This is a genomic window from Pseudomonas sp. LBUM1656, assembly GCF_059716065.1.
The window spans coordinates 1423441-1446931 of record NZ_CP166800.1; the positions used below are offsets into that span (position 1 = coordinate 1423441).

Here is a 23491-nt window from a genome sequence, read left to right on the forward strand (position 1 = left end):
TGATCCTGGTCAATTTTCTCTTCTGTCTGATTGGTTAACTTAGCCCTATCGCAACAGGGCAAGTGCAGGAGAGCCGTCATGTTTTTCGACAACGTGGTGATCGCCGGAGTGCTGACAGTCGGCCTCATGGTTCTGTTTTTCGCAGGGTTTGGATTTTTTATCTGGAAGGATTCGCATAAGCGTAAGCCGTAGTTCTTTCTGGATGTAATGAGCACGCAAGGCATTTTGGGCAACTTCGGTTGCCCTTTTTTTTTTGCCCCCGAAAATCTCACTGACAATATAGAACCCTGTGGGAGTGAGTCTGCTCGCGATGGCGGCCTAGTAGCCGACCAGTCTCTTTCAGGTGTACATATCCATTCCTGCGGTAACGGCTGCTTATGGTTTCGCCCTTACGGCGACTCACTTTTTTTACAAGCGCCTAAAAAAAGTAAGCAAAAAAAACGCTCGCCCCAAGCGTCCGGCCCCTCGCTGAGGCTCGGCGTTCCTTCGCTCCGGCATTCATCCGGGGGCATCGCCCTCCGGTTGGCTTCGCTGGCACCTACATGCGATGAGTTCGACTGCGTCGAACGGCGCTTCGCGCCAATCCCCGGATGAACACCTCCACTCAGCCTCCCGACGGGGCGGGTAGATCAAAATCAAAAGCTGCAGGCGAGCTAACGCTCGGCCTGTTGAGTGGTGAGAAGCAAAAGCCGAACGCCGATCCATTGTGGGAGCTGGCCTGCCAGCGATGGCGGCCTCACGGCCAACCAATCTCTTTCAACAGTCCCGCAATGCCAAACTGCAGACAATAAAAAGGCGCGAACCTCACGGAACGCGCCTCTTTGTCGCAGCAGTAAATCAGCTGCCCAGTGCCTTCGACGCCAGCCAGAACAGGCCGGCCGACAGGGCCACTGTTGCGGGCAGGGTCAGGACCCAGGCCAGCAGGATGGTCCGCACGGTGCCGCCTTGCAGGCCGCTTTTGTTGGCGACCATGGTGCCGGCAACGCCTGAGGACAGGACGTGGGTGGTGGAGACTGGCAGGCTGAAGATGTTGGCCATGCCGATCAAACTGGCGGTGGTGATCTGTGCCGACATGCCTTGGGAGTAAGTCATGCCCTGCTTGCCGATCTTCTCGCCGATGGTCAGCACTACGCGTTTCCAGCCGACCATGGTACCCAGACCCAAGGCCAGGGCGACCGCCAGGATGACCCAGAACGGGGCGTACTCGGTGGTGGTGGTCAGGTCTTTGCGCAGTTTGTCCAGGTCCGCCTTTTCACGGGCAGCGAGGCCAGGCAGCTTGCCGACTTTCTTCGCCGTGTCGTCCAGGCAGAGCAGGTAGCGGCGTACTTCGATACGGCTTTCCGGCGACAGCGAGTGGTAGTCCGCTACACCTTTAAGGGTGCCGAGCAGGGCTGTGATGGTCGGTTCGGTCTGTTGCGGGTTGCAACGGAATTTCTCCGGCAGATCACCTTCCACGCTTTTGCCCAGGGCCAGGTATTCGCCCAGGGTGTCGGCGTTGCGCTTGTAGAACTGGCTCAAGTGCAGGGTCGCATCGCGGGTCCGTTCGATCTGGTAGGTCGTGCTGCCCAGGTCGAGTACGAACTGCGCCGGCACGATACCGATCAGCACCAGCATGATCAGGCCGATACCTTTCTGACCATCGTTGGAGCCGTGCACGAAGCTCACGGCCATCGCCGAGATCACCAGCACCAGGCGGTTCCAGAACGGCGGGTGTTTCTTGTCGTCGATCTTGCGGCGCTGTTCCGGTGTCTTGTGCATCTTCGACAGTGGACGCCACCATTTAAGGCCGATCAATATCAAAGCTGCGACCAGGAAGCCCGCCATCGGCGAGAACACCAGGGACGCACCGATATCGATCGCTTTCTGCCAGTTAACACCATCGGCCAACGGAATGTCGTTGATCAACGCGTTGGCCAGGCCGACACCGAGGATCGACCCGATCAGCGTATGGGAACTGGAGGCCGGGATACCGAAGTACCAGGTGCCCAGGTTCCAGGTGATGGCGGCGGCTAGCAGCGAGAACACCATGGCCAGCCCGTGACCGGTGTTCACATTGATCAGCAGTTCTACCGGCAGCAGGTGGACGATGGCATACGCCACGCCGACACCGCCCAGCAGCACGCCGAGAAAGTTGAACACACCGGAAAAGAACACCGCCAGATGAGGCGGCATGGCTTTGGTGTAGATAACGGTGGCCACCGCGTTAGCGGTGTCATGAAAGCCGTTGATGAACTCGAAGGCGAGGACAAAGGCCAGGGCGAGCAAGAGGCTCACAAGCACCCAAGCATCCAGTCCGCTGAATAAATCGATCATGAAGGTTTTCTGACCCGGTCATAAGGGGGCGCGATTATGCCAGAAAAGACTGCTAATCGATGCACTAGGTGCTCATCGGTAACATTCTTCAATGAATTAGTTTGTGACGATAGCTGATCCCCGAGGTTTTTTCCGGGTTTTGCAAGTCATTGAATTCAGATGAAAAGGCCGCAGCCGCAAGGGTTTCTCTCGTGAAATCGAGAGACTTGAACACTTGTGTGAAAAATCTGAGAAGAGGGTCAGGCATGTGCCATTTGCCTCATCCGCAGGGTGAGGTGGCCGCTGCCCGCTTGTAGCGGGCGCGAAAGGCAACATCAGTACACCGCGCTTTTAACGAGTGCCGATGCAGACCCTTGGAAGGATTCAGGCCGAGGAGATCATGGCTCTTCGGCTTTGAGTTCCTTTTCCATCTTCTGCAATTCCTGGGTGAATGCCTGATCCTGAACGGTGGCGCGTTTACGCCAGGGTTTGCGTTCGGGTTCGGGCTGAGCGGCGTAGGTGGTGACTTCCCCGCCGTAAACTTCCTTGTAACGTTGTTCCTGGCGCTCAAGTTCCGCGCGCAGTTCGTCTTTCGTCACAGTGCTACCTGTATGAGTTGAGATAAATTCTGGTGAAACGCACTGCTGAAATCTATTGACCACACTCGTCGAAAGGACAATGCCCGACAAAGGCATCGTTTTTTACGGCATGCGAACAATACTTCCATGTTGCAGGCGGCCACGACACCAGAGAAAAACAGCTGACGTAGCATCAGTTACCTGTTTCAGCGAGCGCGTTGGCGGAGCATATGAAATGAGTGGCAAGCGCTTGCTGCAGGCAGCGACGATAGGATACCGGGCTGCCGAGTGACGGAATCGGCACGTAAAAACCGCTTCGCCACTGAGGTGCATTATAGCGGTCGATCCGAAGAACACTATCTCTTGAGAGTTAAAAGTAGTTCCAGCTGTGTGATTGTTTTGTTACTCGCAACTTTCAGCGGCAACTAGGGTGTCGGTGATGTCACATTGCAACGATGTCTTTCTGACGCCATAAAGTCGAACAAGTTAACCCCATTACATCTGCCCTTTAAATCAGCGAAGAATAAAAGCATGTAGCGGGCACTGCGCGGATCAGCGCGCGCAGGTAGGCATCGTCTTTAAGGTGGATTGCGATTATCGGTCGATGGTTCGATAATCGCCCAATCTTGTGGCCTATGGCTTGTGTGCGGGACCCGAAGCCGCATGTAATAGCCGCTGATCCGTGTAGGAAAATGACCTGATATGAACGATCAACTGCGCAATTCCTTCGCTTCAGTGGCGCCGCCGATCGTGGCCTCGCCTGCCAAGCGAATACAGGCCCTGACCGGCGACCCGGATTTCATGACGTCCCTGGCCCGTGGCCTGGCGGTGGTCCAAGCGTTCCAGGAGCGCAAGCGACACCTGACCATTGCCCAGATCAGTCACCGCACGGAAATTCCCCGCGCCGCCGTGCGACGTTGCCTGCACACGCTGATCAAACTCGGCTACGCCACCACTGACGGCCGCACCTATTCGCTGCTACCCAAAGTGCTGACGCTCGGCCATGCCTACCTGTCTTCGACGCCGTTGGCGGTGTCCGCCCAGCCGTATCTGGACCGCATGAGCGAGCAGCTTCACGAGGCCTGCAACATGGCCACGCTGGAGGGCGATGACATTTTGTACATCGCTCGCTCGGCGACCACCCAGCGCCTGATTTCCGTCGATCTGTCGGTGGGCGGGCGGTTGCCGGCGTATTGCACGTCTATGGGCAGGATCCTTCTTGCGGCACTGGATGACACGTCGCTGCGCGAATACCTCGACCATGCGGAGTTCCAGGCCAAGACCAGCCGGACCCTGCACACCCCCGAGGCGTTGCTCGAATGTTTGCAGGAAGTGCGGCAGCAAGGCTGGTGCATCGTCGATCAGGAACTGGAGCAAGGCCTGCGCTCGATTGCCGTTCCGGTGTACGACGCTTCCGGCCAGGTGGTGGCGGCGCTTAACGTCAGTACCCACGCCGGACGGGTCAGCCGCAACGAGCTGGAGCAACGTTTCTTGCCGGGCTTGCTGAGTGCCAGTCGCGACCTCAGCGCCCAGTTGTTTGCCTAAGCTGTTCGATAAACGCACAGAGTCGCGTTTATCGAATTGACGCTGTTTCCCCAGGATCATTACTGTCGCGGCAGCGCCAGCCCAAGGCTGGCACCTGTCCGACTGCGTTCTTGCGTGGAATAAAAATAATGAACCAGCCTCAGTCTGCTGTAGGAAACTGCCTCGACGTGCAGTCCTTCATCAATGCTCAACCCATCTCTCGCTATCAGTGGCGAGTGGTGATCCTGTGTTTCCTGATTGTCTTCCTCGATGGCCTCGACACCGCGGCCATGGGCTTCATCGCGCCTGCCTTGTCGCAGGACTGGGGCATCGACCGCGCCAGTCTCGGCCCGGTGATGAGTGCGGCGCTGATCGGCATGGTCTTCGGCGCACTGGGCTCCGGCCCCTTGGCTGATCGCTTCGGGCGAAAAGTCGTACTGGTCGGCGCGGTGCTGGTGTTCGGTGCCTTCAGCCTGGCGTCGGCGTACAGCACCAACGTCGATCAACTGCTGGTGCTGCGCTTCCTTACCGGCCTGGGCCTCGGCGCCGGGATGCCGAACGCCACTACGCTGTTGTCGGAATACACCCCGGAGCGCAAAAAATCCCTGCTGGTGACCAGCATGTTTTGCGGCTTCAACCTCGGCATGGCCGGTGGCGGGTTTATCTCGGCGAAGCTGATTCCTGCCTTCGGCTGGCACAGTCTGCTGCTGATCGGCGGGATCCTGCCGCTGATCCTCACCGTCGTCTTGCTGTTCTGGCTGCCGGAATCGGCGCGCTACCTGGTCGTGCGCAACCGTGGCACCGACAAAGTGCGCAAGACCCTCGCGCCCATCGACCCCACCGTCGTCGCCCAGGCGTCAAGCTTCAGCGTGCCGGAACAGAAAACCGTGAAGGCGCGCAACGTATTCGCGGTGATCTTCTCCGGCACCTATAGCACCGGCACCCTGTTGCTGTGGCTGACCTACTTCATGGGCCTGGTGATCGTTTATTTGCTGACCAGTTGGTTGCCGACATTGATGCGTGACAGCGGCGCGAGTATGGAACAAGCGGCGTTCATTGGGGCGTTGTTCCAGTTTGGCGGTGTGCTGAGCGCTGTGGGCGTGGGCTGGGCGATGGACCGGTTCAATCCGCACAAGGTCATCGGCATTTTCTACTTGATGGCCGGGGTGTTTGCCTACGCGGTAGGGCAGAGCCTGGGCAACATCACGATTTTGGCGACCTTGGTGCTGGTGGCAGGGATGTGCGTCAACGGTGCGCAATCGGCGATGCCCTCGCTGGCGGCACGGTTCTATCCGACCCAGGGGCGCGCGACCGGGGTCTCGTGGATGCTGGGGATTGGCCGGTTCGGCGCGATTCTCGGGGCGTGGATGGGCGCAACGTTGCTGGGCCTGGGCTGGAACTTTGAACAGGTGCTTACGGCGCTGGTGATTCCGGCGGCGGTGGCGACCACGGCGGTGGTGATCAAGGGCATGGTCAGTCATGCAGATGCGACCTGATCGTCTGATCCAGATTCTTTGGCGCGTTCTTGATCGTTCCCACGCTCCGCGTGGGAATGCAGCCCGGGACGCTCCGCGTCCCAAAAGCGGACGCAGAGCGTCCATTTGAGGCATTCCCACGCAGAGCGTGGGAACGATCTGGTCAAAAAAAGGGATCGGTAGCGAGGCAACAATCTGTTCGATAAACGAACACTCAGTCGATTATCGGATTGTTTGGCGTTTTACACAGGCTTAACCTTCAGTCATTCCGGCGCTGAACCTCGCGCCTTTTTCATCCACTGTCGGTTCATAACAAAACGGGAGCCTGCCCCATGGCTGAAATCCTTTCGCTGCACGACGCGGTGAAGCAATTCGTCAACGACGGCGATACCGTCGCGCTCGAAGGCTTCACTCACCTGATCCCTACGGCGGCGGGTCATGAAATCATTCGTCAGGGCAAGAAAGATCTGACGCTGGTGCGGATGACGCCTGACCTGATCTACGACCAGTTGATCGGTGCCGGTTGTGCCCGCAAGCTGATTTTTTCCTGGGGCGGCAACCCGGGTGTCGGTTCGCTGCACCGTTTGCGTGATGCCGTCGAGAAGCAGTGGCCACACGCGCTGGAAATTGAAGAACACAGCCACGCGGACTTGGCGAATGCCTACGTTGCTGGCGCTTCCGGCCTACCGTTTGCGGTGCTGCGAGCCTACGCCGGCTCCGACCTGCCGAAGGTCAACCCGCTGATCAAAACCGTCACCTGCCCATTCACCGGCGAAGTCTTGGCGGCCGTGCCTTCGGTGCGCCCCGACATCACAGTGATTCACGCGCAGAAAGCCGACCGCAAAGGCAACGTGCTGCTGTGGGGCATTCTCGGCGTACAGAAAGAAGCCGCGCTGGCCGCCAAACGCTGCATCGTTACCGTTGAGGAAATCGTCGACGACCTCAATGCACCGATGAACTCCTGTGTGCTACCGACCTGGGCCTTGAGCGCGGTCTGCCACGTGCCTGGCGGTGCGCATCCGTCCTACGCCCACGGTTATAACGAGCGTGATAACCGTTTCTACCAGGCCTGGGACCCGATTGCCCGCGACCGTGAAACCTTCACCGCGTGGATCGACGAATACATCCACGGCTGCGCTGACTTCAGCGAGTTCCAGGCCAAGCTGGCCGCTGCTTCGGAGGCTAAGTAATGACTTACACCACCAATGAAATGATGACCGTCGCCGCCGCCCGCCGCCTGAAGAACGGTTCGGTGTGCTTCGTCGGCATCGGCTTGCCGTCGAAAGCGGCCAACCTGGCGCGCCTGACGTCTTCGCCTGACGTGGTCCTGATCTACGAATCGGGTCCGATCGGTGCCAAGCCGAGCGTACTGCCGCTGTCCATCGGTGATGGCGAACTGGCGGAAACCGCCGACACCGTCGTTCCGACCGGTGAGATTTTTCGCTACTGGTTGCAGGGCGGGCGCATTGACGTCGGTTTTCTCGGCGCCGCGCAGGTCGATCGTTTCGGCAACATCAACACCACGGTTGTGGGCGATTACCACGCGCCGAAAGTGCGCCTGCCGGGTGCCGGTGGCGCGCCGGAGATTGCCGGTTCGGCGAAAAGCGTTTTGATCATCCTTAAACAGTCCGCGCGTTCCTTTGTCGACAAACTCGACTTCATTACCTCGGTCGGCCACGGTGAGGGCGGTGATTCGCGCAAGCGTCTTGGTCTGCCGGGCGCCGGTCCGGTCGGCATCATCACCGACCTGTGCATCATGGAACCGGAAGCGGACACCCATGAATTCGTGGTCACCGCGCTGCACCCGGGCGTCACCCGCGAGCAAGTGATTGCCGCCACCGGTTGGGCGATTCGTTTTGCTGACACGGTTGAACACACCGCCGAGCCAACCGAGGTTGAACTCAAAGCGTTGAGGGATCTGGAAGCCCGCACCGCCGCGGCCCACGGCCAAGCACCCGGAGAAGCGTGATGCGTGACGTTTATATCTGCGATGCAATCCGCACCCCCATCGGCCGTTTCGGCGGTGGCCTGTCGGCGGTTCGTGCTGACGACCTCGCTGCCGTGCCAATCAAGGCCTTGATGGAGCGCAACCCGTCAGTGGACTGGAACGCCGTGGACGAGGTGTTCCTCGGCTGCGCCAACCAGGCCGGCGAAGACAACCGTAACGTCGCACGCATGGCGCTGCTGCTGGCGGGGCTGCCGGAAAGCATTCCCGGCGTCACGCTCAATCGCCTGTGCGCTTCGGGCATGGACGCCATTGGGACCGCATTCCGTGCCATTGCCAGCGGTGAAATGGAACTGGCGATTGCCGGCGGCGTCGAGTCGATGTCCCGCGCACCGTTCGTGATGGGCAAGGCCGATGCGGCGTTCTCGCGCAACATGAAGCTGGAAGACACCACCATCGGCTGGCGCTTTATCAACCCGTTGATGAAAGCCCAATACGGCGTCGATGCGATGCCGCAGACCGCCGACAACGTGGCCGACGATTACGAAGTGTCCCGCGAGGATCAGGACGCTTTCGCCCTGCGCAGTCAGCAGCGCACGGCCGCCGCGCAAGCTGCAGGATTTTTCGCTGAAGAAATCGTTGAAGTGCGGATTGCCCACAAGAAAGGGGAAACCGTCGTCAGCCAGGACGAGCATCCTCGTGCCGACACCACCCTGGAAACCCTGGCCAAGCTGAAACCGGTCAACGGTCCCGACAAAACCGTCACCGCCGGCAATGCTTCCGGTGTGAACGACGGTGCGGCAGCCTTGATTCTGGCCTCCGCCGAAGCGGTGAAGAAACACGGCCTGACCGCTCGCGCCAAAGTGCTGGGCATGACGAGCGCCGGTGTCGCACCTCGAGTGATGGGCATCGGTCCGGTTCCGGCGGTGCGCAAGTTGACTGAACGCCTCGGCCTGGCCGTCAGCGATTTCGACGTGATCGAACTCAATGAAGCCTTTGCCAGCCAGGGGCTGGCGGTGCTGCGTGAGCTGGGTATTGCGGACGACGCGACCCAGGTCAATCCGAACGGAGGCGCCATTGCCCTGGGTCATCCGTTGGGCATGAGCGGTGCGCGTCTGGTCTTGACCGCGTTGCATCAGCTTGAAAAAACGGGTGGCAAGAAAGGTCTGGCGACCATGTGCGTCGGCGTCGGTCAGGGTCTGGCCTTGGCCATCGAACGCGTCTGACACCTGGCAGACTCATAAGAACAGAGGAAAGCGAAATGACTGACAAGCCTGGTTACCGTCGCCCGCAGGAAGGCACCCAGCCGGAGTACCTGCACCCGACTTATCAATCCACCAACCGTCGCGCGCCGTCCAAGCCGTTGGTGTTTTTGCCTCATTCGTTGTCGGAAATCACCGGCCCGACCATCGGCGCCGAGCGAATCAACGAGAAGGACAGCGATCTGACCGCTCAGCACCAGGGTGAACCGTTGGGTGAACGCATCATCATCCACGGCCGCGTGCTGGATGAAGACGGCTTGCCAGTCCCGGGGATTTTGGTGGAGATCTGGCAGGCCAATGCCGCCGGTCGCTACAACCATGCCCGCGACCTGCACGACGCGCCGCTGGACCCGAACTTCACCGGCACCGGCCGCACCGTGACCGACGCCGATGGCTGGTACCAGTTCCAGACCATCAAGCCCGGGGCTTACCCGTGGGGCAATCACCACAACGCCTGGCGCCCGGCGCACATCCATTTCTCCCTGTTCGGGCCGAGCATTCTGACGCGCCTGGTCACGCAGATGTATTTTCCGGGTGACCCGCTGCTGGCCTACGACCCGATCTACAACTGCGTGCCCGATACCCGTGCTAAAGAGCGTTTGATCGCCACGTTCGATCTGGAAAAAACCATCCCTTCCTATGCCCTCGGTTATCGCTGGGACATCGTCTTGCGCGGCCGCGAAGCCACGCCGATGGAGAAATAAGATGACGCTGAACGCGACCACGTCCCACACCGTCGGGCCGTATTACCACATCGGCCTGACCTGGCTGAACCGCGAAGACCTGACCGTTGCACAGACCCTCGGCGAGCGCGTGGCGATCACCGGGCAAGTCGTCGATGGCAACGGCGATTTCGTCAACGATGCGATGCTGGAAGTCTGGCAGGCCAACGCCGCCGGCAAGTACGACCACCCCGAAGACGATCAGGCCAAACCCCTGGATCCGAACTTCGAAGGCTTCGGCCGGGTGCCGGTGGATGCCGAAGGGCGCTTCCGGTTCACCACGATCAAGCCGGGCACGGTGGAAGGCCTGAAGGGCTCGACCCAGGCGCCGCATCTCGTGGTGCTGGTGTTTGCTCGCGGGTTGGTGAAGCACTTGCTCACACGGATTTACTTTGAGGGCGAACCGGCGAACGTTGAGGACCCGCTGCTGGAGTGTGTGCCGGCTGAGCGTCGCAGTACCTTGCTGGCGAAGAAGGATGCGTCCGGTGTTTATCAGTGGAATGTCATCCTGCAAGGCACTGATGCCGAGACGGTGTTCTTCGATTACTGAATGGGCATTGCTTGTGGGAATGATCGTTCCCACGCTCTGCGTGGGAATGCCGCCATGGACGCTCTGCGTCCACTGTGACGCGGAGCGTCACGGGATGCATTCCCACGGGGACCGTGGGAACGATCAGTGTGAAGACTGCATCTGTGGAACGGGACTGTTGCAAAGTGTGTCTAGACTGTCATGGTCCCCAAAGAGTGAAAAACAATGACAACCCCCACCGCTATTCCAGCGCACTACACCGGCGAAGAGCGCAGCAAGCGCATCTTCGCGATTGTCGGCGCCTCGTCCGGCAACCTCGTGGAGTGGTTCGACTTCTACGTCTACGCCTTTTGCGCGATCTACTTCGCGCCCGCCTTTTTCCCGTCCGATAACCCGACTGTGCAACTGGTGAATACCGCCGGCGTGTTCGCAGCCGGGTTCCTGATGCGGCCGATTGGCGGCTGGATTTTCGGCCGTGTCGCGGACAAGCACGGGCGCAAGAATTCGATGCTGATCTCGATTCTGATGATGTGCTTCGGTTCGTTGCTCATTGCGTGCTTGCCGACCTACAAGGACATCGGCGTCTGGGCGCCGATCATGCTGCTGTTCGCCCGCTTGCTCCAGGGCTTGTCGGTGGGTGGCGAATACGGCACCACCGCGACCTACATGAGCGAAGTCGCCCTCAAGGGCCAGCGCGGTTTTTTTGCCTCGTTCCAGTACGTGACGCTGATTGGCGGGCAACTGTTGGCGGTGTCGCTGGTGGTGGTCCTGCAACAGTTCCTCACTGAAGATGACCTGCGTGCCTACGGCTGGCGGATTCCGTTTGTGGTTGGTGCAGTGGCCGCATTGATCTCGCTGTTCCTGCGTCGCTCGCTCAAGGAAACCACCAGCAAGGAAATGCGCGAGAACAAGGACGCCGGCAGCATCCGCGCACTGTTTCGCGACCATAAGGCGGCCTTTATTACCGTGCTCGGTTACACCGCCGGGGGCTCGCTGATTTTCTACACTTTCACCACGTACATGCAGAAGTACCTGGTGAACACCGCCGGCATGCACGCCAAGACCGCCAGCTACATCATGACCGGCGCGCTCTTTCTATATATGTGCATGCAGCCGCTGTTCGGCATGCTCGCGGACAAGATCGGCCGACGTAACTCGATGCTCTGGTTCGGTGCCCTCGGGACGCTGTGCACCGTGCCGATCCTGCTCAGCTTGAAAAGCGTCAGCAGTCCGTTCCTCGCCTTTGTGCTGATTACCGTTGCGCTGGCGATTGTCAGTTTCTACACCTCCATCAGTGGTCTGGTGAAAGCCGAAATGTTCCCGCCGGAAGTGCGCGCACTGGGTGTCGGCCTGGCGTATGCAGTGGCCAATGCGATCTTCGGTGGCTCGGCGGAATACGTCGCCCTGAGCCTGAAAGCCGTGGGCATGGAAAACTCCTTCTACTGGTACGTGACAGTGATGATGGCGGTGGCGTTCCTGTTCAGCCTGCGCCTGCCGAAACAGGCCAAGTACTTGCACCACGACCTTTGATCCATCCGCGTGGGCCCGAGCGGTCCACGCCTTCAGGGACTGTTTATGAACCAGCGACCGGGCAATCAATTGTTCGATGCCTATTTCACGGCCCGCGACATGCGTGAGGTGTTCTGCGATCAGGGCAGGGTTCAGGCCATGCTCGATTTCGAGGCGGCACTGGCCCGGGCCGAGGCGCGGGTGGGTTTGATTCCGCAAACGGCTGTCGCATGGATCGAAGCGGCATGTCGTGCCGAACATTACGACTTTGCTGCGCTCGGCGAGGCGATTGCCACGGCGGGCAATTCGGCGATTCCGTTGGTGAAGGCCTTGGGTAAACAGATCGCGACCAACGATGCTGAGGCCGAGCGCTATGTGCATCTGGGCGCAACCAGTCAGGACGTGATGGACACCGGTCTGGTGTTGCAACTGCGTCGCGCGCTGGAACTGATCGAAAGCGATCTGGCGCAACTGGGCGAAACGTTGGCGACCCAGGCGTTACGCTTCGTTGCCACGCCGCTGGCCGGACGCACCTGGTTGCAGCACGCAACGCCCGTCACCCTTGGCATGAAAATCGCCGGTTGGCTGGGCGCTGTGACCCGCAGCCGCCAACGTCTGCAAGAACTCAAACCACGCCTGCTGGTGCTGCAATTCGGCGGTGCTTCCGGAACCCTCGCGGCCCTCGGCGAGCAGGCGATGCCGATTGCCAAAGTCTTGGCCGGTGAGCTGCAACTGACGTTGCCGGACCAACCCTGGCACACCCAGCGTGATCGCCTGGTGGAGTTCGGCGCGGTGCTCGGTTTGATCGCCGGCAGCCTCGGCAAACTCGGCCGCGACATCAGCCTGTTGATGCAGACCGAAGCCGGCGAAGTGTTCGAACCGGCAGCACCGGGCAAGGGCGGTTCCTCGACCATGCCGCACAAACGCAACCCCGTCGGCGCGGCGGTGCTGATCAGTGCAGCGACACGGATTCCCGGTTTGCTCTCGACCCTGTTCAGTGCCATGCCGCAGGAACACGAACGCAGCCTGGGCCTGTGGCATGCCGAATGGGAAACCTTGCCGGAGATCTGCTGCCTGGTGTCCGGCAGCCTCAAGCAAGCGTTGCTGGTGGCGGATGGACTGGAAGTGGACGCTGATCGTATGGTCCGCAACCTCGACCTGACCCAGGGCCTGGTGCTAGCCGAAGCGGTGAGCATAGTCCTCGCGCAACGGGTCGGCCGCGACACTGCGCACCATCTGCTGGAGCAATGCTGCAAACGTGCGGTGGCCGAGCAACGTCATCTGCGAGCGGTACTCGGCGACGAGCCGCAAGTGACCGCCGAGCTGTCTGCCGTTGAACTCGATCATCTGCTGGACCCCGCCCATTACCTCGGTCAGGCCCATACCTGGGTCGAGCGAGCGGTGGCTGAACATTCTGCGTTGACTGCCTGAAGGAGATTGCTGTGGCTTTCGTACAACTCGCCGAGGGCGAACTGCATTACCAAATTGATGGGCCGGACGATGCGCCGGTGCTGGTGTTGTCCAACTCGCTGGGCACCGACCTGCACATGTGGGACGCGCAGATTGCTGCGTTCTCCGAGCATTTTCGGGTGCTGCGTTTCGACACCCGTGGTCATGGCCAGTCGCTGGTGACGCAGGGGCCGTACAGCATCGAGCAACTGGGCCACGACGTGCTGGCGCTGCTGGATGCCTTGCACATTGAAAAGGCGCATTTCTGCGGCCTGTCCATGGGTGGTTTGATCGGCCAGTGGCTGGGCATCAATGCCGGCGATCGATTGAACAAACTGGTGGTGTGCAACACCGCCGCGAAAATCGGCGATCCGTCGGTGTGGGATCCACGGATCGAAATGGTGCTGCGTGACGGTCAGGCCGCAATGGTCGCTTTGCGTGATGCGTCGATTGCGCGCTGGTTCACCGCAGATTTTGCCGAGGCGAATCCTGCTGCCGCGAAGCAGATTACCGACATGCTCGCGGCCACTTCGCCTGAAGGTTATGCGGCCAATTGCGCGGCGGTGCGCGATGCCGATTTCCGAGATCATCTGTCCTCGATCAAGGTGCCGCTGCTGGTCATCGCCGGCACTGAAGATGCGGTGACGCCGCCGTCCGGTGGGCACTTTATTCAGGAGCATGTGCAGGGCGCCGAGTACGCCGAGTTCTATGCCGCGCACCTGTCCAACGTCCAGGCCGGGGATGATTTTAGCAACCGTGTGCTGGCGTTTTTGTTGGCTCATTAAGGGGATTGTTGTGGACGAAAAACAACGTTACGACGAGGGCCTGAACGTCCGCCGTGCAGTGCTCGGCGACGCCCATGTCGACCGCAGCCTGAATGCGCTGACCGAGTTCAACTCGGAGTTCCAGGAAATGATCACCCGCCACGCGTGGGGCGACATCTGGACCCGTCCGGGCCTGCCGCGTCATACCCGCAGCCTGATCACCATCGCCATGTTGATCGGCATGAACCGCAACGAAGAACTCAAACTGCACCTGCGCGCCGCCGCCAACAACGGCGTGACCCGCAGCGAGATCAAGGAAGTGATCATGCAGAGCGCGATCTACTGCGGCATCCCGGCGGCCAATGCGACGTTTCATTTGGCGGAGTCGGTTTGGGATGAGCTTGGGGTTGAATCGCGGGATTGATCTTCGGGTTTTGCATTGTTAGAGCTGACGCCTTCGCGGGCAAGCCACGCTCCCACAGGTCCGCGGTGAACACAAAACAGACGTTCACCGCGGTCCTGTGGGAGCGTGGCTTGCCCGCGAAAGCGGTGATGGGCTTGATACATCAATTGGCTGGATAACCACTTCGCGATCAATCAAACCGTGGCGACAATGAAAATCCGCTTGAACGGAAACAGCGTGCGTCCATCGCTTTCATGGGGGTAATGCGCGTGCACCCGCATCATGAAGTGATAAATGAACCGCGCCTGTTCCTCATCCTTCAATCCTTGCATCACCGCCCTCAAGGCCGACACCTTGATCCAGTCATAAATCGGCGACTTGCCGTCGACGACCTGCAACTGCTCGGTCTCCCAGATATCCAGCGATGCACAGATCGGTGCCAGCAAACGGTAGTAACCCTCCAGGGACAACAGTGACCGCCTGGCCATGGTTTTGCGCAATTGCGGGGAGCCCAGCGGTTTGCCGTCGGAACCTCCATCGTTGAGGGTGTCGAGCATCAGTTGATACCACACCGCATCCCGCCAGTCGGGCATGTGCGCCGCCAGACAACCACCCCCATTGAGATAACCGAGCAGACGCGGCAGCAGTTGTTCGTGACCATCGATGAAGTGCAGCACGGCGGCGGCAAAGAGCAGGTCGGCGGGTAGCTCCGGCTGCCAGTTCTGCAGATCGCACTGCTTCCACTGCGCCTTGATCGGCAAGCATCGAGCTTCCCCAAGCATCTGTTCCGAACTGTCGACACCCATCAGGTGCGCATGGGGCCAGCGCTTGGCCAGGGCTTGCGTCGCAATGCCGGTGCCACACCCGAGGTCATAGATGCGTTTGGGGTTTTCAAGGTTGACGCGGTCGAGTAGCTCGATCACGGGGCGTTGTCGAAGCCGGGAGAATTGCTGGTAAGCCGTGGGATCCCAGTCGCGATTTACGGGAGCCGACTTGAGTCGAGGGGGCATGAGGTTATCCTCTCTGTCCATGAGTGGTCGGTGAGTGACTAGGCACCTGCATCCGACTTTTTTATTTCGCCATAGATGCCGTTCCACAATTTGATTCGGTGTTCGATCGCGTCAATGGCCGCCTTCAATGCTTTTTCCTGCTGGTCTGGCGTGGTGATTAATCGAGACAATATTTTTTGCGCACCAGGGCCATGGTCGCCACTGTCTACTTCGATGTGTCGATTCAGGTAGTACGTCAACTTCGGGGCCTGATGAATATTTAGTCCCCAGCGCTCTAAAAGAGTCTGGAACATTTCGGGTATCGGGTCTTCCCGGCCAAAAAGAAAGCTGCTGGCCACTTCGGCAGTCGAGGCCTTACGTGCTGTCTTAATTGTGTGTTTGACGAACGTTTGTACGTACGCCGGAACCCGGGCCTGGTTGAGTGCCTTCCCTAGCGAAAAAGAGTGTGTGAATTGATTGATGAATGTATCGATTCTTTCAGTGGGTGCACTGACTTCAGCCATTGCGTCGAGGTACAGGCGGAAATGACTGGCCGGGCGGCCATCATGGCCAATATCCGATTCTTCGCCGGTAATGATTTCATTGATGAGGCGGGCACTATCTTCATTCTGCACCGGTATCCAGGGTAGCTCGACACAGGTGAAGTCGCGTTGCAGACGTTTGGCCAGGCTCATGAAGTCCCACACTGCAAATACGTGGTGACTCATAAACAGTCTGACGTGTTCTATCGAGCGAATGGCCTCATAAATAGGGTGTTGGGCCAACCGATTCTGATAAGGCCCGAGTTCTTTTTCAAACATGGGTTGCGTCCTTGCGAAGACGATGAAAGAGGGGCTAGCGCTATGTCAGAGAGCAGTGCGCGGTTGGCGGAGATCTGCGAAAAGTCGTGACCATGCTTTTGGGGAAGGCAGCATTAATCCGGTAACTTTTTTGTAAACTCGCCATTCATCACCAAATATGGATTCAAGGCGTTTATCCATGTGCCATGTGCCTATATACATATAGATCGTGGCCCCGATCGAAAAGAGTAGCGTGTCGTACGTCATAATCGGGTGGGCCCAGAAAAACAGCATTAGAAAAGTATGGTGGGGAAAGCGTACGTAACGTTTGATACCCTGTATTTGCATTCGATAGGGTGCAGGGATTCTTTGCCCTCTCAATTTGGCAATTAATTGATGAGCGCCGAGCCATTGCCAAAACGTAGAGGTATAACGAAAGCAGTAAATGGTAAGACCCAATAGAGTCACCATCGATAACGCTGCGAAGTGAAACAGCGGGCTTCCTGGTATCAGGACGTAGATGTATTGTCCTGAGGGTTGCCAGTAGTAAATACCAAGAGTCAGGGTGGCGGCGGAAAAGACGCACATCCCAATATTCCAGCTCCACTCCGGAAAAAAAACTTCGTAAAGTTTCATCGCCGGTCGGGTAGTAAGGCAGGAGTGAACAATGCCATAAGAGGCCATGATCATTATGTCGAGCTGCCACCAGTTCATAGTGTTTCCTTCCAAGGTTGAAACTGCTGAATATTACTTCTGGCAGATTCTAGAAGTCCGATAGGAAGGACGCTACTGTAAAAACTAACAGGTTTTAAGTTCTTTTAATAATAGTGGGGCAGACAATCCGTTATAACTTGATCAAATGCGATAATCAGCTGCTCTCCGCTATTTTTGATTAGGCCACTTCCGGTGTGGCCTGTGTCCGGGCTCTGTGGAATGCGGTTACAACAAACTGATCGGATAGCTGACGATCAACCGATTCTCATCAAACTCGTTGTTACTGAAGTCCCGGCGTATGGTCGAGTTGCGCCATTTGACGTTGAGGTCCTTGAGCGCGCCGCTCTGCACGGTGTAGCCCAGCTCACTTTCGCGGCCCCACTCCTTGCCGTCGGTGATGGTGCCGGTGTGCACGTTGTCGCCGCTGATGTAGCGGTTCATCAGGGTCAGGCCGGGGATGCCGAGGGCGACGAAGTTGTAGTCGTGGCGCACCTGCCAGGATTTTTCCCGGGCGTTGTCATAACTGGCGTTGTAACTGTCGTTGGCCAGGGTGCCGCCGCTGGTGCCGTTGACCCGCATCCAGGCGCTGTCGCCGGTGAGCTTTTGCAGGCCGACGTAGAAGGTGTGGCCGCTGTATTTGGCCGAAAACAGACCTGACCAGGTCTTGTTGTCCAGATCGCCAGCCCGGGCGCTGCCGTCATCCTTGCCGTAGAAGAAACCGAGGTTGGCGCCCAGGGTCCAGTCGCCGACGGGCTGGCTGTGGATCAGGTTGATGTATTGCTGGCTGTAGATGTCTTTGAGCTCGGCGTTCCACACACCGATCTGGGTGCGCTTGTCGTTAAAGGCGTATTCGCCGCCCTGGAAGTTGAAGCGGTCGGAGGTGAATGTCGGTTTTCCGGTCATCGACAGGTCGCTCATGCTGCTGTCGTCGCGCGGACTGTTGGCGCGGAACTGGCCGCCATAGAGCGTCAGGCCGGCGATTTCTTTCGAGGTGATCTGACCGCCACGGAAGGTTTGTGGCAGGGAGCGTCCGTCGTCCGAGCGCAGGATCGGCAGCACCGGCATCCATTCGCCTACCTTGACTTCGGTCTGCGACAGCCTGGCCTTGAACGCCACGTTGGTGCGACCGAAGTTGTCCGCCGGGCGACCGTCGTGATCCAGCGGCAGCAACTGCGTTCCGCCCGTGCCTTTCCCGCCGTCGAGCTTCACCGAGTACAGCCCCAGCACGTCCATGCCGAAGCCGACGGTGCCCTGGGTGAAGCCGGATTTGGTGTCGAGGATGAAGCTTTGCGTCCACTCTTCAGCCTTGCCCTGGGCCTTGGTCGGGTTGGTGAAGTTGCGGTTGATGTAGAAATTGCGCAGGTTCAGGTTGACCTTGGCGCCTTCGACAAAACCCGATTCCTCGGCCATGGCGGGCAGGGCCGTGCTGGCCAGGGCGATGGCAATCAGGCTTGGGAGGTAATACTGCGCGGTGGAAGGCGTCATGGGCTCGGGACTCTCTAATTGTTAGGGATGAAACGGGGCCCTGCCGCAACGACGGGTTGCAGACAAGGGATGCGACTTCGTGAAAAACGGGAGCGGGATCAGCCGGACAGGGCAGGGCGCGGGGACATGGTGTCGAACCTGATGTTATTGGTCTTGTGCGACGAATGGTGCGGGGAATGAACCAGGCGGTTCAATCGGGGAAAGCGGGTTTTGGGCGGTTATCGAACGCATGTTGGTTTGAGGTTTTTGTGTTGTATGTGCTGGCCTCTTCGCGAGCAAGCCCGCTCCCACAGTGGACCTATTGCGTGTATGCGATTAGTGGCAAACATAGAAACCTGTGGGAGCGGGCTTGCTCGCGAAGGGGCCCTCCCAGACGCCACAACTTTCCCGCAGCCAACAAAAAGCCCACCAAAAGGTGGGCTTCGTGTTTAAAGCAGCGCTATCAGAACATTCTCATCTTCGGCGCTTCTTCTTTCAGCGGTTCGACTTTCGCCGTCTGCTCGTTCCAGCCACCACCCAGTGCCTTGTACAGATTGACCGCACTGACCAGCTGCGCCAGGCGGTCAGTAATCAGCACTTGTTGCGCACTGAACAGCTGACGCTGGGCGTCGAGGAAGGTCAGGTTGCTGTCGACACCAATGCGGTAGCGACGCTCGGCCAGACGGTAGTAGTCCTGGTTGGCGGTGACGAAATCGCGCTGCGCCTGCAATTGATCGGTGTAGGTCTGGCGGGCGGCCAGGCCGTCGGCGACTTCCTGGAAGGCCGTTTGAATGGACTTCTCGTAGTTCGCCACGCCGATGTCTTTCTGGATTTTCGAGTAATCCAGGCTGGCGCGCAGGCTGCCGGCGTTGAAGATCGGCAGGTTGATCTGCGGCGAGAACAGCCAGGTGCCCGAACCGCCCTTGAACAGACCGGACAGGTCCGGGCTCAAGGTCCCGGCATTGGCCGTCAGGCTGATGCTCGGGAAGAACGCCGCCCGTGCCGCGCCGATGTTGGCGTTGGCCGCTTTCAGGTTGTACTCGGCCTGGAGGATATCCGGGCGACGTTGCAGCAAGTCCGATGGCAGACCGGCCGGCACATCGCTCAGCAGGTCGTCAGCCAGTGGCTTGGCGGCTTGCAGATTGGCCGGAATACCGGTGCCGAGCAACAGCACCAGGCTGTTTTCGTCCTGCGCGACCTGACGGGTGTACTTGGCCAATTGCGCCCGGGCGTTTTCCACCGAGGTACGCGACTGGGCCAGGTCCAGGGCCGAGGCGACACCGACTTCGTTGCTGCGCGAGGTGAGCTTGTAGCTCTCCTCGAACGCACCGAGGGTGTCCTGGGTCAGCTTCAGCAATTCCTTGTCAGCCTGCCAGGTCAGGTAGGCATTGGCCACGCTGGCCACCAGGCTAATCTGCGTGCTGCGACGACCTTCTTCAGTGGCGAAGTACTTCTGCAGGGCTTCTTCACTGAGGCTGCGAACCCGACCGAACAGGTCGAGTTCATAGGCGCTGATGCCGACTGTAGCCGAGTAGGAACTGGTGATGCCGGCTTGACCGGTCTGCGACATGTCAGCCGGAACGCGCTGACGGCTGCCGGTGCCATTGGCCGAAACCGCCGGGAACAGATCGGCACGCTGGATGCGGTACTGAGCCGCAAAGGCGTCGATGTTCAGGGCCGCAACACGCAGGTCACGGTTGTTTTCCAGTGAAACCTGAATCAGCTGTTGCAGTGCCGGGTCATGGAAAAACTGCTTCCAGCCCTGTTCAGCGGCGGCCTGTGCAGGCGCCTGGGCCGGCGAGTACGCCGGGCCTTGCGGGTATTGCGCTGCCACCGGTGCTTCAGGCTGCTGATAATCGGGGATCAGCGAGCAGCCGCTCAGCACGAAGGCGGCGACTGCGATGGAGAGTAGCGACTTGCTCATTGGCCAGCCTCTTTAGAAGGTTCAATTGCGTCGTCCTGGTCGGCTTTTTTGCGCTGGCCAATGGATGACACGGTAACGAAGAACAGTGGGACCCAGAAGATCGCCAGGACCGTGGCGGTGATCATACCGCCAATAACGCCTGTACCGATTGCATGCTGGCTACCTGAGCCTGCGCCCGTGGAAATCGCCAGCGGTACTACGCCGAGGACGAAGGCGAGCGAGGTCATGATGATCGGCCGCAAACGCATCCGGCACGCTTCGATCGCCGCTTCGCGCAGGCTGCGCCCTTGCTCATGCAGCTCCTTGGCGAACTCGACAATCAGAATGGCGTTTTTCGCTGCCAGACCGATGGTTGTCAACAGGCCCACCTGGAAGTAAACGTCGTTGGAGAGTCCCCGCAGACTGGTGGCCAACAGTGCCCCGATGATCCCCAGCGGAACCACCAGCATCACCGCGATCGGAATCGACCAGCTTTCGTACAGCGCCGCCAGGCACAGGAACACCATCAGCAGCGACAACGCGTACAGCGCCGGCGCTTGTGAGCCGGACAGCCGTTCTTCGTACGACAGACCGGTCCAGGAAATACCGACACCGGCCGGCAGTTTCTTGGCCAGGGCCTCGACTTCCGCCATGGCTTCACCGGTGGAGTAGCCCGGCGCCGGGGAGCCGAGGATTTCCATTGCTTCTACGCCGTTGTAACGCGAGAGCTTCGGCGCCCCGTAGATCCACTCGCCCTTGGCGAAGGCCGAGAAGGGCACCATGGTCCCTGCGGCATTACGCACATACCATTTCTTGATGTCTTCCGGGCTCATCCGCGAATTGGGTTGACCCTGCACGTAGACTTTCTTCACCCGACCACGGTCGATGAAGTCGTTGACGTAGCTACTGCCCAAGGCAATCGACAGGGTGCTGTTGATGTCGGTGAGGGTCAGGCCCAATGCGCTGGCCTTCTCGTCGTCGATTTCCAACTGGTATTGCGGTTCGTCGTTCAGGCCGTTCGGACGCACCTGATAGAGCACCTTGCTCTGCGCCGCCATGCCGAGGAACTGGTTGCGAGCCTCCATCAACTTGTCGTGACCGATACCGGCACGGTCTTGCAGGAACACGTCGAAACCGGTGGCATTACCCAACTCCAGTACCGCCGGTGGCGCGAAGGCAAACACCATGGCATCGCGGAAGGTGAAGAAGTGCTGCTGGGCGCGGGCGGCGAGTTTGAACACGCTGTTTTCCGCATCCCGCTGATCCCACGGCTTGAGCATGATGAACGCCAGGCCCGAGCTTTGGCCACGACCGGCGAAGTTGAAACCGTTGACGGTAAACACCGAGGCTACAGCGCTCGATTCCTTATCCAGCAGGTAGGAGCGCATCTCATCGATCACCACCTGCGTGCGCTGGGCGCTGGAACCGGCCGGGGTCTGCACCTGGGCGAACAACACGCCCTGGTCTTCTTCTGGCAGGAACGCCGTTGGAATGCGGGTGAACAGCCAGATCATGCCGACGACAATGATCAGGTACGCCAGCAGGTACGGCGCCTTGTGCGTCAGCATGTTGCCCACGCCACGCTCGTAGCTTTTGACGCCACGGTCAAAGCTGCGGTTGAACCAGCCGAAGAAGCCGCGTTTCGGTGTGCCGTGCTCGCCTTTCGGAATTGCCTTGAGCATGGTGGCGCAAAGGGCCGGGGTGAAGATCAATGCGACCATCACGGACAGCGCCATGGCCGACACGATGGTGATCGAGAATTGCTTGTAGATCACGCCCGTGGAACCGCTGAAGAAGGCCATCGGCAGCAGTACCGCCGACAGCACCAGGGCGATACCGACCAGCGCACCCTGGATCTGCCCCATGGATTTCTTGGTGGCCTCCTTGGGTGACAGGCCTTCTTCGCTCATGACCCGTTCGACGTTTTCCACCACAACAATGGCATCGTCCACCAGCAAACCGATGGCCAGCACCATACCGAACATGGTCAGGGTGTTGATGCTGAAACCGAACGCCGCGAGGATGCCGAACGTACCCAGCAATACCACCGGCACCGTCATCGTGGTGATGACGGTGGCACGGAAGTTTTGCAGGAACAGGAACATCACCAGGAACACCAGCACGATCGCTTCGACCAGGGTTTCAACCACACCCTTGATCGACTCGGTCACCACCGGCGTGGTGTCGTACGGGAAGACCACTTCCATACCTTGCGGGAAGAACGGCTTGAGCGTGTTGATGGTGTTGCGCAGTGCTTTTGCCGTGTCGAGGGCGTTGGCACCGTTGGCCAGTTTCACCGCCAGGCCGGAAGCCGGTGCACCGTTGAACTGAGCATTGATGCTGTAGTTTTCACCACCCAAACCTACGTCGGCGACATCGGACAGACGCACTTGCGAACCGTCCTTGTTGACCTTGAGCAGGATCTTGTTGAACTGCTCGGCGGTCTGCAGACGAGTCTTGCCGATGATGGTGGCGTTCAACTGCTGGCCGGGCGCAGCTGGCAGACCGCCCAGTTGACCTGAGGACACCTGGATGTTCTGCGCCGCGATGGCTGCTTTCACGTCCACGGGCGTCAGGTTGAAGTTGTTCAGCTTGGCCGGGTCGAGCCAGACCCGCATCGCGTACTGGGAACCGAAGACCTGGAAGTCACCGACACCGGCGGTCCGCGAGATCGGGTCCTGCATGTTCGACACGATGTAGTTGGACAGGTCGTCCTTGGTCATGCTGCCGTCGCGCGACACCACGCCGATCACCATCAGGAAGTTCTTCACTGACTTGGTCACGCGGATACCCTGTTGCTGCACTTCTTGCGGCAGCAGCGGGGTGGCCAGGTTCAGTTTGTTCTGGACCTGAACCTGCGCGGTATCGGAGTTGGTGCCCTGCTCGAAGGTCGCGGTGATGGTCATGCTGCCGTCGGAGTTACTTTCCGAGGAGACATAACGCAGGTTATCGATACCGTTGAGCTGTTGTTCGATGACCTGGACCACGGTGTCCTGCACGGTTTGTGCGGAAGCGCCTGGGTAGGTTACCTGGATCGCAATGGCCGGAGGCGCAATGCTCGGGTATTGGTTGATCGGGAGTTTGAGGATCGATAGTGCCCCGACCAGCATGATCACCAGGGCAATTACCCAGGCGAAAATCGGACGGTCGATAAAGAATTTCGACATGG

The 23491-nt window shown here is 59.3% G+C and carries 20 protein-coding genes; 12 read left to right on the forward strand and 8 right to left on the reverse strand.

Going from position 1 to position 23491, the window contains the following annotated elements:
- The first annotated feature begins 78 nt into the window (after positions 1-78).
- On the forward strand, positions 79-192 hold the full coding sequence (gene ccoM / locus ACA072_RS06290) for a cytochrome c oxidase subunit CcoM (protein ID WP_010462558.1): 114 nt from the start codon (positions 79-81) through the stop codon (positions 190-192).
- 645 nt (positions 193-837) lie between these two features.
- On the opposite strand, the gene ACA072_RS06295 is transcribed toward ccoM, so the two are convergent.
- Complete coding sequence (locus ACA072_RS06295) at positions 838-2313, reverse strand: inorganic phosphate transporter (RefSeq protein WP_219095263.1); 1476 nt, start codon at positions 2311-2313, stop codon at positions 838-840.
- A gap of 377 nt (positions 2314-2690) precedes the next feature.
- The gene (locus ACA072_RS06300) at positions 2691-2891 is read right to left on the reverse strand and encodes a hypothetical protein (protein ID WP_007935837.1); all 201 of its coding nucleotides are present in this window, start codon (positions 2889-2891) and stop codon (positions 2691-2693) included.
- A gap of 681 nt (positions 2892-3572) precedes the next feature.
- Between ACA072_RS06300 and pcaR the strand changes: the two genes are divergently transcribed.
- The 11 genes from pcaR (at position 3573) to pcaC (ending at position 14473) form a co-directional block, all read left to right on the forward strand.
- Positions 3573-4415, forward strand: coding sequence for a pca regulon transcriptional regulator PcaR (gene pcaR, locus ACA072_RS06305; protein ID WP_497623643.1), 843 nt, complete (start codon positions 3573-3575; stop codon positions 4413-4415).
- A gap of 128 nt (positions 4416-4543) precedes the next feature.
- A complete protein-coding gene (gene pcaK / locus ACA072_RS06310; protein WP_497623644.1) occupies positions 4544-5890 on the forward strand; it encodes a 4-hydroxybenzoate transporter PcaK in 1347 nt (448 codons plus the stop codon).
- Positions 5891-6201: 311 nt separating this feature from the next.
- Entirely contained in the window at positions 6202-7059 is an 858-nt protein-coding gene (locus ACA072_RS06315; RefSeq protein ID WP_010462548.1) for a CoA transferase subunit A, read from the forward strand.
- The gene (locus tag ACA072_RS06320) at positions 7059-7838 is read left to right on the forward strand and encodes a CoA-transferase subunit beta (RefSeq protein ID WP_150712841.1); all 780 of its coding nucleotides are present in this window, start codon (positions 7059-7061) and stop codon (positions 7836-7838) included. Before ACA072_RS06315 ends, ACA072_RS06320 begins: the two co-directional genes overlap by 1 nt.
- Complete coding sequence (gene pcaF, locus ACA072_RS06325; protein WP_497623645.1) at positions 7835-9040, forward strand: 3-oxoadipyl-CoA thiolase; 1206 nt, start codon at positions 7835-7837, stop codon at positions 9038-9040. Before ACA072_RS06320 ends, pcaF begins: the two co-directional genes overlap by 4 nt.
- A gap of 35 nt (positions 9041-9075) precedes the next feature.
- Positions 9076-9780, forward strand: coding sequence for a protocatechuate 3,4-dioxygenase subunit beta (gene pcaH, locus ACA072_RS06330; RefSeq protein ID WP_497623646.1), 705 nt, complete (start codon positions 9076-9078; stop codon positions 9778-9780).
- Between the two features lies 1 nt (position 9781).
- Positions 9782-10348, forward strand: a complete 567-nt coding sequence (gene pcaG / locus ACA072_RS06335) for a protocatechuate 3,4-dioxygenase subunit alpha (protein ID WP_497623647.1) — start codon at positions 9782-9784, stop codon at positions 10346-10348.
- A 204-nt stretch (positions 10349-10552) separates the two neighbouring features.
- Positions 10553-11857, forward strand: a complete 1305-nt coding sequence (locus ACA072_RS06340; RefSeq protein ID WP_462025926.1) for an MFS family transporter — start codon at positions 10553-10555, stop codon at positions 11855-11857.
- Between the two features lie 45 nt (positions 11858-11902).
- Positions 11903-13267 carry a 3-carboxy-cis,cis-muconate cycloisomerase gene (locus ACA072_RS06345; protein WP_497623648.1) on the forward strand — a complete coding sequence of 455 codons (1365 nt, stop codon included), beginning with the start codon at positions 11903-11905 and terminating at the stop codon, positions 13265-13267.
- An 11-nt stretch (positions 13268-13278) separates the two neighbouring features.
- Positions 13279-14070 (forward strand): 3-oxoadipate enol-lactonase, encoded by a 792-nt coding sequence (pcaD, locus tag ACA072_RS06350; RefSeq protein ID WP_497623649.1) that lies wholly within the window; start codon positions 13279-13281, stop codon positions 14068-14070.
- Positions 14071-14080: 10 nt separating this feature from the next.
- Complete coding sequence (gene pcaC / locus ACA072_RS06355) at positions 14081-14473, forward strand: 4-carboxymuconolactone decarboxylase (RefSeq protein WP_497623650.1); 393 nt, start codon at positions 14081-14083, stop codon at positions 14471-14473.
- 173 nt (positions 14474-14646) lie between these two features.
- Here the strand turns inward: pcaC and ACA072_RS06360 are convergent, their stop codons facing one another.
- The 6 genes from ACA072_RS06360 to emhB form a co-directional block, all read right to left on the reverse strand.
- Positions 14647-15462: a methyltransferase domain-containing protein gene (locus ACA072_RS06360; RefSeq protein ID WP_497623651.1), complete on the reverse strand. Its 816-nt coding sequence runs from the start codon at positions 15460-15462 to the stop codon at positions 14647-14649.
- 38 nt (positions 15463-15500) lie between these two features.
- The gene (locus ACA072_RS06365; protein WP_497623652.1) at positions 15501-16262 is read right to left on the reverse strand and encodes a DUF3050 domain-containing protein; all 762 of its coding nucleotides are present in this window, start codon (positions 16260-16262) and stop codon (positions 15501-15503) included.
- A 45-nt stretch (positions 16263-16307) separates the two neighbouring features.
- Positions 16308-16955, reverse strand: a complete 648-nt coding sequence (locus ACA072_RS06370) for a hypothetical protein (protein WP_497623653.1) — start codon at positions 16953-16955, stop codon at positions 16308-16310.
- 225 nt (positions 16956-17180) lie between these two features.
- A complete protein-coding gene (locus ACA072_RS06375; protein WP_497623654.1) occupies positions 17181-18440 on the reverse strand; it encodes an OprD family porin in 1260 nt (419 codons plus the stop codon).
- A gap of 442 nt (positions 18441-18882) precedes the next feature.
- Entirely contained in the window at positions 18883-20343 is a 1461-nt protein-coding gene (emhC, locus tag ACA072_RS06380) for an efflux RND transporter outer membrane subunit EmhC (protein ID WP_497623655.1), read from the reverse strand.
- Positions 20340-23489 carry an efflux RND transporter permease subunit EmhB gene (gene emhB / locus ACA072_RS06385; RefSeq protein ID WP_497623656.1) on the reverse strand — a complete coding sequence of 1050 codons (3150 nt, stop codon included), beginning with the start codon at positions 23487-23489 and terminating at the stop codon, positions 20340-20342. The genes emhC and emhB overlap by 4 nt, the downstream gene beginning before the upstream one ends.
- Between the last annotated feature and the right edge of the window lie 2 nt (positions 23490-23491).